Genomic DNA, 11,985 nt, shown 5'->3' with positions numbered 1-11,985 from the left:
GCTGGCTGCACTACCGCCTCAGGCCCCACTCACAATCTCGACATCGTCACGCTCGCTAACGGCTCACAGGCGTATCGCGTGCAATGTTCCGGCCTGTTGGAAAGCTCCAGAACCTGTATGAAAAAGGTCAACGAGATCTGCGGCAGCAAGACGCCGCTGCGCGTCTCGTCGGTGGATCACGCCGTTGCCGGCTTCAAGCCGGAAGACGACCCGCGTGAAATCACGTTCATCTGCCAGACGCCACAGCAGCCAGTCCCTGCGCCGGCGCCGGCGCCGATCGGCGAGACGCCGCCCCAGGTTCAGCCGCGCACGATCACGCTGAATGCCGACGCCAACTTCGCATTCGACAAGGCCGATCTGCTGCCCGACGGCAAGCGCACGCTCGACCAGTTCGTCAGGGAAAGCGACGGTGTGAACATCGGTACGGTCGTGATCGACGGCCACACCGACTCGGTCGGCTCGAAGGCCTATAACGATCGCCTCTCGCTGCGCCGCGCCGAGGCCGTTCGCAACTATCTCCAGTCGCGCGGCCTCCACGCCGGCCAGTACGAAGTGCACGGCTACGACTTCTCGCGGCCCATCGCGTCGAATGCCACGCCTGAAGGCCGCGCGCAGAACCGTCGCGTCGAGATCCAGACAAGCGGCATCACGCAGCGCTAGTCACGCCGCGCAACGCGCACCTGGTCGCCCGCGGCTCGCTCGGGCGACCTTTCGCGGGACCGTCAATGACCCATTGCCGGTCCCGCGCCTTTTTTCGGCTTCGTCACCCACACCAGCAGGGCCAGCACGACAAACATCGCGCAGGAAATGCGGAAGAAGTCGTTGGTGGCCATCATGTAGCCTTGCGTCGTCACGACGTCGTTGAGCTTGGCAGTCAGGCTTTGACCCGCGAAACCGAGGTTCGCGAGCGCGTCCTTGTACGCGACGGTGTTCGGCGAGGACTGGGTCACCGATTCCGACAGCACGGCGTGGTGATAGATGGCGGCGTCTTCCCAGAACGTCGTACTCGCCGCCGTGCCGATCGCGCCCGAGAGCGTACGCAAGAAGTTCGAGAGGCCCGCGGCGCTCGCGAGCCGCTCGTCGGGAATGCTCGAGAGCGTGATCGTCGTCATCGGCACGAAGAAGCAGGCCACGCCGATACCCTGTACGAGACGCGGCAGGATCACGTGGTCGAACGGCACGTCGAGCGTGAACGTCGAGTTCCAGAGCGACACGAGCGCGAACACGATAAAGGCGAAGCTCGCGACCATGCGCAGATCGAGCCGATGCATGTTGCGTCCGATGAGCGGCGAGAGCACGAGCGCGAGCAGGCCCACCGGCGCGGTGGCCAGGCCCGCGAGGCCCGCCGTGTAGCCCATGACGGTCTGCAGCCAGAGCGGGAAGATCACCACCGAACCGAAGAAGGCCATGAAGCCGAACGAGATGATCATCGCGCCGAGCGCGAAGTTGCGGTCGCGAAAGAGCGAGAGATCGACCACGGGGTCTTTTTCCGTGGCCTCCCACGCGAGCATGAACGCAAGCGCGACCACCGCGATGATGGCGAGCGTGACGATGAACGTCGAGTTGAACCAGTCACGATCCTTGCCGAGGTCGAGCATCATCTGCAGGCACGACACGCCGATCACGAGGAGCGCGAGGCCCACGGCGTCGATGCGCTGCTTCGTCGTTTTCGTCTCGCGGCCACGCAGCAGCAGGTACGCGCAGATGCCCGAGAAGATGCCGATCGGCACGTTGATATAGAAGATCCACGGCCACGTGTAGTTGTCGGTGATCCAGCCGCCCATCACCGGACCGAAGATGGGCGCAACGATCACGGTCATCGCCCAGAGGCCGAGCGCAAGGCCGCGTTTGGCGGGCGGGTAGGAGCGCATGAGGATGGTCTGCGAGAGCGGGACCATCGGGCCGGACACGAGCCCTTGCACGAGACGGAACGCAATCAGCGTCTCGAAGTTCGTGGCGAAGCCGCAAGCGGCCGAGGCCAGCGTGAACAGCAGCACGGAGAGCGTGAAGAGGCGCACTTCGCCCACGCGGCGCGCGAGCCAGCCGGTAAGCGGCACCGCAATCGCCGAGGCGACCGAATACGACGAGATGACCCACGTGCCTTCGCTGTTGGCGACGCCGAGGTTGCCCGAGATGGTCGGCACCGCCACGTTGGCGATCGAGGTGTCCAGCACCTCCATGAAGGTCCCGAGCGCGAGCCCGACTGTGAGGAGCGCGAGCGTGCCGCCGGAAAACGGTGCGGGTTCGGCCTGCGCGGGCACCGCGGGGGAAGCTGCCATGTTCCGTGTCCTTGTTGGGTCGGCCGTGGCTGCCGCCTCCAGGGGGCAGCGCACGGCAGCGTGCTATTTCGTGTCTGTGCATATTCTGCCCAGACAGTGATTGGATCAAACTACGCCACGTGTTGCGCCGCGGCGCGTCGTGCCGCGGCGCTAGCCGCCGTCTTCCTGCGCCGGCGCTTCTGCGTCCTTGCCGGTGCCGATCATCGATCCGCACAGCGGTGTGGTCGAGCCGTCATTGGCGATGAAGCGCTGCAGCAAATGAACCAGCGTCGCGACTTCTTCGGGCGAGAAGCCGCGCAACTGCTCGGACATCTCCGCGGCGATCAGGTCGGGCAATTGCTGCGCCGCCGTGCGTCCCTGATCCGTCAGTGCGAGTTCCACGACCCGGCGGTCCGCCTGGCTGCGCTGCCGCTCGAGAAAGCCCTTTTTCTCCAGCCGGTCGAGCATGCGCGTCATGGAGCCGGTGTCGTACGAGAGCGCGCGCGACATTTCGTTCGGCGTGCTGGCGCGCTCGAACCACAATAAAAGGATCACACCAATTTGCGACGATGTGAGTCCAAGCGGCGCGACCGCACGGTCGATGCGCCCGGCCAGCACGTTGCGCGCCGTCGACAGGAAATAGCCGAGACTTGGCTCGACGCCCAGACCGGCCGGGACGAAAGGACCGTCACTCATGGCAGTTCGCTTTGCAGCATCTCAAAAGACGGGCGGATTATAGCGGGTTATGTCGCTGCTCAGGCAGATAAATCAGGTAGCAGGTCGCGATCGCTTCTGTCGTCGCGATCGCCGCGTAAAAACAACAGTTGGTTTGATGCGCTGCAAAGTATGTTGTGATTTGATTGCATAGTCAATATTATGACAGGCAACCAGTTTCATTCGTCTACGTCCACTCGTTTCCGCATCATGCTTTTCCTGATCAACGCGCTTGGCGGCCTTGGCCGCTCCGTCACCGACACCGCCCGCCTCGCTTTCGCGAAGACCGGTGAGTCGTCGCGCTGGCGCAAGCTCGCGTTGTATGCAGCCATGTTCGCGCTGCCGGGCGGCTCGATCGCGGTGGTGGCCGTGGTGCTGGCGCAGCGTCGGCGCGCGCAGCCCGAAACCGCCGCGGCAAGCGCCGTCGTGCCGGCCACGCCCGCGGCCGCAACGGCGGCAACACCGGCAGCGGATGCGCCCGCGTGCGGTGGCGGCCAGCTCGCCTGCCGCGCGCCGAAGCGCCGCCGTAACGACGCGTAACCTGCGCGCCTCACGCCGTAACACCCGCCAACCCTTCCAACGCGTAAGCTTTCGGATTCCGTGCAGTGACTAGCGCGTGCGCTACCATTGCCGCAACGCGACAACCCCGTGCGCGGCCGGCCGCCCGAACGCGCGCCGGTTGCATCGACAGGAATCCTTGCATGCCTTGCCGTTTCGTCCGCTCCGGCGCGACCGCTGGACCCGCCGGGTCCGTGGCGCGCCACGCGCCCAAGCCGCTTTCCATCCTGACGCTGTGCGCGGCCGCCGCGCTCACCTTCCAGTTGACCGGCTGCGCCGTCGGCCCCGACTATCACCGGCCCAGCGCCGCCGTGCCCGCTTCGTTCAAGGAAGCGCCCGAGGGCTGGAAGGTCGCGCAACCGGCCGATACCGCCGACCGCGGCGCCTGGTGGCTGATCTACGACGACGCGCCGCTCAATGCGCTGATGGATCAGCTCAACACCAGCAACCAGACGGTCGCGCAATCCGCCGCCGCCTACCGTCAGGCGCGCGCCCTCGTGGGCGAGGCGCGGGCGGCGTACTTCCCCGTGATCAGCGGCTCGTTCGCGGGCACGCGCTCGTACACGCCCACGCGCGTGGCCAACTCGAGCGGCGGATTGTCGAGCGGCAGCATCAACAACAACGTCAACCTGGGGCTCGACGCCACCTGGGAACCCGATCTCTGGGGCAAGGTGAGCCGCACGGTCAGCTCGCAGGAGGCGAGCCAGCAGGGCGCCGCCGCCGATCTCGCGAACGCGCGTCTGTCGGCCCAGGCCACGCTCGCGCAAACCTACTTCACGTTGCGCTCGCTCGACGCGCAGCAGAAGCTGCTCGACGATACGGTCGTCGCGTACCAGAAGTCGCTGCAGCTCACGCAGAATCAGTACGCCCAGGGCGTGGCGGGCCGCGCCGACGTGATCCAGGCGCAAACCCAGCTGCAATCGGCCCAGGCTTCGGCGATCGACAACGGTGTGGCGCGCGCCCAGGACGAGCATGCGATCGCCGTGCTGGTCGGCCAGCCCGCCTCCACGTTCTCGATCCCGCCGTCGCCGCTCGCCGCCACGCCGCCCACGGTGCCGCTCGCCATGCCTTCGGCGCTGCTCGAGCGCCGGCCCGACATTGCCTCGGCCGAGCGCAAGGCGGCGTCCGCCAACGAGCAGATCGGCGTCGCGATTGCGGCGTATTTCCCCACGCTCACGCTGTCCGCGAACGGCGGTTTCGAAAGCTCGGTCATGTCGCAGCTGTTGCAGATGCCCTCGCGCTTCTGGACGCTCGGGCCCTCGCTTGCCGGCACGATCTTCGACGCCGGGCTGCGCAAGGCGCAGACCGAGGCCGCGCGCGCCGCGTACGACCAGCAGGTGGCCACCTACCGGCAAACGGTGCTGGCCGCGTTCCAGGACGTGGAGGACAACCTCGCTTCGCAGCGCATCCTCGGGCAAGAGGTCGTCGTGCAGCAGCAGGCGGTGGAGTCGGCGCAGCATGCGCTCGCGATCGTGACGAACGAGTACAAGGCGGGCACGACCGACTTCCAGAACGTGCTCTCCGCGCAGGCCACGGCCTTTACCGCGCAGCAGAAGCTCGTGAGCATCGGCGGGCAGCGCATGGTGTCGTCGGTGGGGCTCGTGAAGGCGCTGGGCGGCGGCTGGGATGCCTCGCAGATGGACCGCGAGACCGGCAGCGTCGCCGCGCCCGCGGTGGCTTCGGCAGCTTCGGGCCCAGCGGCGGCGACGGCGGCTCCGACGGCCGCCCAGCCGCAGTAACGCATACGCGCCCGCTCAGGCGGGCGCACGCTCAGCCCACGAACCTCAGCGCATGAACGTCAGCGCGACGGTTCCCGGCCCGACCGGCCGCCCCAGCAGATTCAGCAGGCCCGCGAGGTTGTCGCGCTGATCCGGCGCGGCGCTCGCGGTGCCCTGAAACGATGCCGACGCACGCGAGAACGAGCCGCGCCCCGCGAGCATCAGCGGTCCCTTTTGTGTCGACAGGTCGAGCGTCGAGGTCGCCCCTTGCGCCTGCAGCACCACCTGATACGTGCCGAGCGGCTTCACGAGCGATACGCGCGAACTCATGTCGGCGAGCGAGACGGTCAGTCGTCCGAACGCATCCGTGCCGAACACGCGCCACGGGCTCCATGCGAGCCGCACCTTGCCGTCCAGATCGAGTGTGTTGAAAGGCGCGCCGAGACCCGCGAGCAGCGACGCCGGCACGGCGATCGTGCCCGCGCTCAGGTTCGCGCCGCGCAACGATGCATCCACCGTGACCGCGTCGGGCATCGCTTCGGTCTGCAGCATCTCCATGCGCACGCGCGCGACGAACAGCGGCCAGAACGCCGTACGCCAGACGATGCGCCCCGGCAGCAGCGTCGCGCCGCGTGCGTCCTGGCCCGCGGCGAGCATCAGCGTGGCGGAGCCGTGCCAGAGCGAGCCTTCCGGGTCGATCAGATTCACGTGGCCCTGGGTCGCGCGCGCGAACTGCGGTGCGATCCAGGCCGCGGGCAGGCGGGCGAGCAACACCACAGCGCTCGACAGCACGCCCACGATCAGCCAGGGCAACGCGGCGCGCAGGCGCCGCATCCAGTAACTCATTGCGTATTTCTCCGGCGATTCTCATTGCGCGCTTTTCGATGCGCGCTTTTTCTTCTTAATGCGTATTCGCCGGTTGCAGCGAGGCCGTCAAATCGACCTGGCCATCGGCCTTCAGCGCGGTGATGTGCGCCTCGACCACCTGCACCTTGAACTGCTTGCGCACGTCGTCGAGCCACGCGGCCCACGCCGGAAACGACGCGTTCTTCATCTGCACCTGCACCGTCGTGCCGATCAGCTGAATCTGCGCGCCCGTGAGCGCGTGATCGGCGAGCGACGCGGTGAGCGCGTCCTTGAGCGCCTGGCCGCCCGGCGCCACGCTGGCCGCCGCGCCGGCCAGCGAACGCGCCTCGTCGGCCTCGGCCGTCATCTGCGCGAGTTCGCGCTGCATGCCGGGCAGGCTCTGACGCAGGCGCGCACGGCCGTCGGCGGCGGGCTGCCACAGCACCGACCAGCCGATCGCCAGCGCAAGCACCGCGCCACCCCACGTGAGCAGCGTCTTTTCGCGCGTCGAGCGCGCCTCCCAGAAGTTCGTCCAGGCCTCGGCCCACGCGCCGCTTATAGCCGTTGTCTTCACGATGCGCTCCTGATGGTCCATTTGCCCGTGCTGGCATCGACCGTGCCCGCAAGGCCGTTGCCCGCGAGGCGTTTCGCGAGATCGGCGTCGACGTTGACGCCTGGCTTGAAGGTCACGTCCAGACGCCGGTCGTGATAGTCGAGGGCCGCGATGCCGTTCGCGGGCACCGGACCGAGCGAGCGCGCGAAGCCGTCGGAGAGTGCGAGGAAGTCGTCGGGCGAGGGCTCGCCCGCGGCCAGGCGCAACTGCTGCAACTGGCGCGCCATCTGGCCGGCGGGATCGAGCACCACGGTCGTCTTCGGGAACGCGTTGAGGAGCAGCTCGGTCATCTGGGCGCTGATCGCGTCGCGCTGGCGCGCCATCATGAGCCACTGGATATTCGCGCCGACGACCGCCACCACGAGCGAGGCCGCCACGAGCACGATCGGCACCCGCAGACGGCGCAGCGTCGCGCGGTCGAGCCGCCACGGCTGCGAGGCGAACTCGAACTGGCAGAGGTCGAAGCGGCAGGCGAGCGCGCGGCGCGCGAGCGCCTCGAACGTGAGCGTCTGCGCACCGGGCAACGCGGCGGCCAGCGACGCGCGCGCGGCGGCGCTCACGGGCTCGCCCGGCAGATTGGTGAGCACGTAGCCGGAAACCGGCGCGCCGCCGGCGAGCGCCGTGACAGTGGCGGCGACGCTCGCGGCGGGCACCGCGAAGCCCTCGGCGAGGGCGCCGCGCACGATCGCGAGTTCGAGCGCCGCTTGCGCCGTGGCGGCCGCGGGCTCGAGCGCGACGCCGGGCAGCAGCGTGGGCGCGGTCGCGACGACATGGCCGAGCACGCACGCGGTCACGGGTTCGGGCGCGGGCGTGGCGGGAGCCGCGGCTTCAGGCGCTGCGCCCGGCTCTGCCGCCCCGGCAGGTTCCGTCACCGGAACCTCCTGAACCGCTTCCACCGCCTGCGCGGCCGGCAGGCAGCGCGCCACCGGCACGGCGCGCAGATTGCGGTGCCCCGCGGCGGTGAAGCCTTCCAGCAGAAAGCGGAACCAGCCGCGATCGATGGCCGCCACGACCTGGCGGCCGTCGGCCAGGCGCTTGGGATCGAGCGCCAGATGGCAGGTCTGCGCATCCTGGATCAGATGATCCTCGACCACGTTCGGCAGCGCCTGACGCAGCCGCGGCCCCTTGAGCGGCGGCACGGTGGCGGCGAGCGTGAGCAGGTCGCGCGCGGCGATCATCAGGATGGTGGCCGAGGCCTTCGGCAGCAGCCCCAGCGCCGAGCGGCCCGCGCGCTGCGTGTTGCCCGTCTTGTCGAGCAGCACGAACGGCAGCTCCGGCAGCTGCCATTCCTGCGAGTGGACCGCCGGGTCGCGGGGCGGCATGAGAACGATCAGCGTGCTCAAACGCACCTCTTTTCGATGTTGGTCGGGGACGGATTCATGGTTCGTCGCGAACGCGCACGATGCGCGTCGTATGAGTGAGCGGGTCGCGCCAGACTAGCGTCGTGCGGTCCACCTCGGCGCGCTCGTGCTGCACGCGCCCATGGACGAGAAAATAACTCGTGTTGACGTCGATCTGCGTGGTATCGATCGAGGCCTGCTTCACGCCCACGCCTTCGAGCGCGAGCTGCACGTCGCTCACGTTGCGGAAAAACACGCTCTGGCGGCGCGCGACGAGGGCCTGTGCGTTCGACAGGCTCATGCCCGTTACGACGGAGGCGATCACCTCGGCGCTCGCCGTGTTCATGTTCACGGGCGTCACCGTGGGCAGGATCGTCACGAACGGGCGCAGCCGCGCGACGGCGTCGGGCGTGAAGCCGGGCACGTCGAGCAGCGAATCGACGCTCGTCATCAGGATCGGGGCGACGCCGCTGTTGCTGTCGGCATCCGAGAGGCCGGGGTTGTCGGTGTAGTTGCCGCCGCCGGTCGAACCGCCGCCTGCGAGCACCTCGGTTTGCGAGGTGCCGCTCGTCGTGGCGGTTTGCGTCTGGAAGCGCGTTGCGGAGTAGGCGAGGCCCGAGCGCAGATACACCGCGGTGTTCTTGGCGAGCTGCTGGTCGATGCCGAGAATCTGCAACAGGCGCGCGAACGCTTCGATCTCGGTCAGGTTCAGCTGCAGCGAGCCCGGCGCGCTGCTCGCCACCAGATCGCGCAGATTGAAGCGCGCCTGAGCGTCTTCGATCGAACCCGAGAGCCAGGTGTCCGCGCCCTGTTGCGCGTGCGCCTCACCGATCTGGCCGAGAAAGTCCGACAGGCGCGTTCTCGCGAGCGGCACGCCCCACGCGCCGCCGAGATACGTGATGCCCGCCGATGTGTCCGCTTCGGAGCGCAGCACGAGGCGCGTCCAGTCGAGCGAGGCGCGCGCGATCCATTGCGCCTGTGCGAGCAGCCGCTGATTCTCGATACGGCGCAATTGCACCTGCTGGCGCCACAACATGCCCGAGACGAGGATCGCCGACAGCGCCACGACGAGCAACGCGCTGATGATGGCCGCGCCGCGCCGTGCGCGCGTAGAGCGGCTGGATGGTCGGAATCGTCTGGTGGAAGTTCGTTGTGTGCGCAACGTCATTCCCCCACCATGAATATGCGGGTCACCGGCCGCTCGAGCGAATGCGAACCCACGCTCACCTGCACGCCCGTCACCGCGCGCGGCAGCGGCGCGTTGCCGAGCTGCGGCACCTTGAGATCGTTGTTGTAGCCGCTCACCTGCGAGCGCACGTCCTGCATGTTCGCCGTCCAGCCTGTTTTCGGCACATACAGGCGCGCGTTGATGACGTCCACGCCGCTCATCATCGGCAATGCGCCCCAGTTGTCGCCTTCGCCGCCGCGCAGCGCGCGCCGCAGCTCGCCGAGATTGGCGAGCGGGGGCGACGCATAGCGCACCACCTGGCCGCCCGACACGCGGTAACGCACCACCTGCAGGCGCGGCGCCGCGCCCGGCGGCACCGCGAACGCGCGCACGATCTGCAGCGCGCCGCCGTCGAGCGAGATGGCGACGCCGCCCGCCTCGTCGTCGGAGGTCGCTTCGCGCAAGTCGATGCGCATCTGGTCGAACATCTGCGCGAACACGCGCTCTTCCGCCATCGAGCGCGTGATGGTTTCGCGCCCGCGCACGATCTCGTCGAGGCCGCGCCACGAGAGGATCGCCACCACGGCCATGATGGCGATCGCCACGAGCAGCTCGATCAGCGTGAAGCCGCGCGCTGACGAGGCGGCGCGCGCGCGGTCACAACGAGCGGTTCGTCTCATTGGCGAGCACCGTGACGAGTTGCGCGAGATTGCCGGAACGGCCGGGCGTCGCCACCGACACCTCCACGCGCCGGAAGACGGGGTTGGGCGTCGTCGCGACATGCTGTGTGCAGGTCAGGCGCAGATTGCCCTGCGAGCAGTCGAACGTGCTCTCGCCGAGGTCCGGCCACGCGTGCGCGAGACGCAGTTGCGCGAGCGTGTTGTCCGCACTCCAGCCCGCGAGCAGGCGATCGTGCAGATCGGCCTCGCTCGCGGCGAGACTACCGACAGCGCGCAGCGAAGCAGCCAGCGCAATCGCGATGATTGCGAGCGCAACCAACACCTCGATCATCGTGAAGCCGCGCTCACGCACCGGACGAGCCGGACGAACCCCGCGAGCGCCGTAGCCGCGCCTTCTTCCACGCATCGAGAGCCGCATCTCAGCGCACCTCGAAGCGGCCGGTGCCGGTGCCGACGATCGTCGCGCGGCCGGCTGCCGAGAAGAGCGTGACCTGCACCGGCACGTCCACGGCTTCCGTGCCGAAAATGAGCCGGTTGGCCTGCGTGTCGTCGCTGCCGGGGTAGGTGATCGCCACGCCGGTCACGCCGCCTTCCCAGTTGCGCGGTCCGAGCAGATCGTCGCGCAGCGGACGCCAGCCGTCCTCGGTATGGACGTCGAAGCGGAACCCGCCCGCGAGCGGCTGCCATGCAATGGGCCGGGCACGCACCTGCGCCTCGTCGCCCGCCGATTCGAACAGCAGCGCGAGCCGCTGTGCTTCTTCGTTCAGGTCGGTGCGCGGATTGCGCGTGAGCGTGAGCGAAGCGAGCGAGATGAGAATCCCCGCGATCAGCAGCACCACGAGCATTTCGAGCAGCGTGAAGCCCGCCGCGCGCGAACGCATGCCCGCGCGAGAGGCGCGCGCGCTGCGTGGCGATCGGCGGTCCCGGCAAGGGACGAGGCGGCTCGGTTGCATGGCTGCGGCGTGGCGGACGACTTACTGCCAGGACCCGACGTCGGCGTCGTTGCCTTCGCCGCCGGGTTTGCCATCGGCGCCGTAGCTGAACACGTCGATCTCGCCGTGCACGCCCGGGTTCAGGTACTGGTACGCGTTACCCCACGGGTCGTTGGGCAGACGCTCCAGATAGCCGCCGTCCTTCCAGTTGTTCGGCACGGGGTCGGTCGTCGGCTTTTGCACGAGCGCCTGCAGCCCCTGGTCCTGGGTCGGATAGCGGCCGTTATCGAGGCGATAGAGCTTCATCGCCTGCATGATCGTGCCGATGTCCTGGCGCGCGGCGACGCGGCGCGCTTCATCGGGACGGCTCATGATCTTCGGCACGATCAACGCGGCCAGAATGCCGAGAATCGCGATCACGACCATGATTTCGATGAGCGTGAAGCCGCGTTGGCGGCGCGCGCGCGTGACTTCGATTTCGGCACGGCGTTTGGCCCACATGGACATGAGTTCTTTCCTCCCTCGCTAGATATGGTTGCGGTGCACGCCTGTGCGCCGCGCTTCGTCCCGCCTGCAATCGAACCCGCCGCTCGATTCGGCCGGGTCCTCGCACGCATGACGGGTCATTGTAATGTCACACGATGACGCCTTTCCGACGCCTTGCGGGCATGGCAAACGCGTACATCAAAATTTTCATAAACCTTCGTACAATGAGCGCATGAACCCACTGCAAATCCGCCTTCTTTCCCTCGCCGCGTTTGCGGTGTTCTGTGCCACGGCCACGTGGTGGGGAATCACCCTGGCCACGAACCACGCGGCGCCGGTGCAGGCCGCCGCCGCCCGGGCGCCGGTTTCGCTCGACCAAGCCGGCACGCTGTTCGGCGGCAGGCTCGAGCGCAATCCCGTGCAGGACATTCACCTGTTCGGCATCCTCTCGCTCGCGCAGGGCGCAGCGGCCATCGTCAGCGTGGGCGGAGAACCGCCGCGGGCCATCTCGCTCGGCGGCCCGATCGACCAGAACTCCAAACTCTTCGAAGTACGCCCCCGCTCGATCGTCATCGACCGCCACGGCGCGCACTCCGAAATTTTCCTGCCGCCCAACGCAGCCGGTCCCACCATCTACGTGCGCTGAGTTCCGCGCGTTCGGTTTCCTGCGAC

At 68.2% G+C, this 11,985-nt stretch carries 14 protein-coding genes; 4 read left to right on the top strand and 10 right to left on the bottom strand.

The genetic code is table 11. The annotated features are described in order from the left end of the window. Window positions 1–117: 117 nt before the first annotated feature. Window positions 118–660: an OmpA family protein gene (locus AB4Y35_RS07805; protein WP_368704005.1), complete on the top strand. Its 543-nt coding sequence runs from the start codon at window positions 118–120 to the stop codon at window positions 658–660. 62 nt (window positions 661–722) lie between these two features. Here AB4Y35_RS07805 and AB4Y35_RS07800 read toward each other — a convergent pair whose 3' ends face one another. Further along, complete coding sequence (locus AB4Y35_RS07800; protein ID WP_368689490.1) at window positions 723–2,279, bottom strand: DHA2 family efflux MFS transporter permease subunit; 1,557 nt, start codon at window positions 2,277–2,279, stop codon at window positions 723–725. Window positions 2,280–2,429: 150 nt separating this feature from the next. After that, window positions 2,430–2,954, bottom strand: coding sequence for a MarR family winged helix-turn-helix transcriptional regulator (locus tag AB4Y35_RS07795; protein WP_368689491.1), 525 nt, complete (start codon window positions 2,952–2,954; stop codon window positions 2,430–2,432). A gap of 228 nt (window positions 2,955–3,182) precedes the next feature. On the opposite strand from AB4Y35_RS07795, the gene AB4Y35_RS07790 reads away from it, so the two are divergent. Beyond that, window positions 3,183–3,512 (top strand): hypothetical protein, encoded by a 330-nt coding sequence (locus tag AB4Y35_RS07790; RefSeq protein ID WP_324150871.1) that lies wholly within the window; start codon window positions 3,183–3,185, stop codon window positions 3,510–3,512. 161 nt (window positions 3,513–3,673) lie between these two features. Continuing rightward, window positions 3,674–5,269 (top strand): efflux transporter outer membrane subunit, encoded by a 1,596-nt coding sequence (locus tag AB4Y35_RS07785; RefSeq protein ID WP_368704004.1) that lies wholly within the window; start codon window positions 3,674–3,676, stop codon window positions 5,267–5,269. 45 nt (window positions 5,270–5,314) lie between these two features. On the opposite strand, the gene AB4Y35_RS07780 is transcribed toward AB4Y35_RS07785, so the two are convergent. From AB4Y35_RS07780 to gspG, 8 genes are read right to left on the bottom strand one after another with little or no spacing between them, the layout of a single operon-like run. Beyond that, window positions 5,315–6,094, bottom strand: a complete 780-nt coding sequence (locus AB4Y35_RS07780) for a type II secretion system protein N (RefSeq protein WP_368704003.1) — start codon at window positions 6,092–6,094, stop codon at window positions 5,315–5,317. A 55-nt stretch (window positions 6,095–6,149) separates the two neighbouring features. Continuing rightward, window positions 6,150–6,689 carry a type II secretion system protein M gene (locus AB4Y35_RS07775; protein WP_368695024.1) on the bottom strand — a complete coding sequence of 180 codons (540 nt, stop codon included), beginning with the start codon at window positions 6,687–6,689 and terminating at the stop codon, window positions 6,150–6,152. Then, entirely contained in the window at window positions 6,665–8,050 is a 1,386-nt protein-coding gene (gspL, locus tag AB4Y35_RS07770) for a type II secretion system protein GspL (RefSeq protein ID WP_368704002.1), read from the bottom strand. Before gspL ends, AB4Y35_RS07775 begins: the two co-directional genes overlap by 25 nt. A 34-nt stretch (window positions 8,051–8,084) precedes the next feature. Beyond that, window positions 8,085–9,209: a type II secretion system minor pseudopilin GspK gene (gspK, locus tag AB4Y35_RS07765; RefSeq protein ID WP_368704001.1), complete on the bottom strand. Its 1,125-nt coding sequence runs from the start codon at window positions 9,207–9,209 to the stop codon at window positions 8,085–8,087. A gap of 2 nt (window positions 9,210–9,211) precedes the next feature. After that, window positions 9,212–9,895 (bottom strand): type II secretion system protein J, encoded by a 684-nt coding sequence (locus tag AB4Y35_RS07760; RefSeq protein WP_368704000.1) that lies wholly within the window; start codon window positions 9,893–9,895, stop codon window positions 9,212–9,214. Beyond that, window positions 9,873–10,301, bottom strand: a complete 429-nt coding sequence (gene gspI, locus AB4Y35_RS07755; RefSeq protein ID WP_368703999.1) for a type II secretion system minor pseudopilin GspI — start codon at window positions 10,299–10,301, stop codon at window positions 9,873–9,875. Before gspI ends, AB4Y35_RS07760 begins: the two co-directional genes overlap by 23 nt. Window positions 10,302–10,314: 13 nt before the next feature. Further along, a complete protein-coding gene (locus tag AB4Y35_RS07750; protein ID WP_342920283.1) occupies window positions 10,315–10,848 on the bottom strand; it encodes a GspH/FimT family pseudopilin in 534 nt (177 codons plus the stop codon). Window positions 10,849–10,869: 21 nt separating this feature from the next. After that, window positions 10,870–11,334, bottom strand: a complete 465-nt coding sequence (gene gspG / locus AB4Y35_RS07745) for a type II secretion system major pseudopilin GspG (RefSeq protein ID WP_302056945.1) — start codon at window positions 11,332–11,334, stop codon at window positions 10,870–10,872. A gap of 211 nt (window positions 11,335–11,545) precedes the next feature. On the opposite strand from gspG, the gene AB4Y35_RS07740 reads away from it, so the two are divergent. After that, window positions 11,546–11,959: a hypothetical protein gene (locus tag AB4Y35_RS07740; protein WP_342920285.1), complete on the top strand. Its 414-nt coding sequence runs from the start codon at window positions 11,546–11,548 to the stop codon at window positions 11,957–11,959. Window positions 11,960–11,985: the final 26 nt, after the last annotated feature.

This window comes from Paraburkholderia sp. EG286A (genome assembly GCF_040965375.1).
In the GTDB taxonomy this organism is placed as follows: Bacteria; Pseudomonadota; Gammaproteobacteria; order Burkholderiales; family Burkholderiaceae; genus Paraburkholderia.
This window is presented reverse-complemented; position numbering and strand designations above follow the sequence as displayed.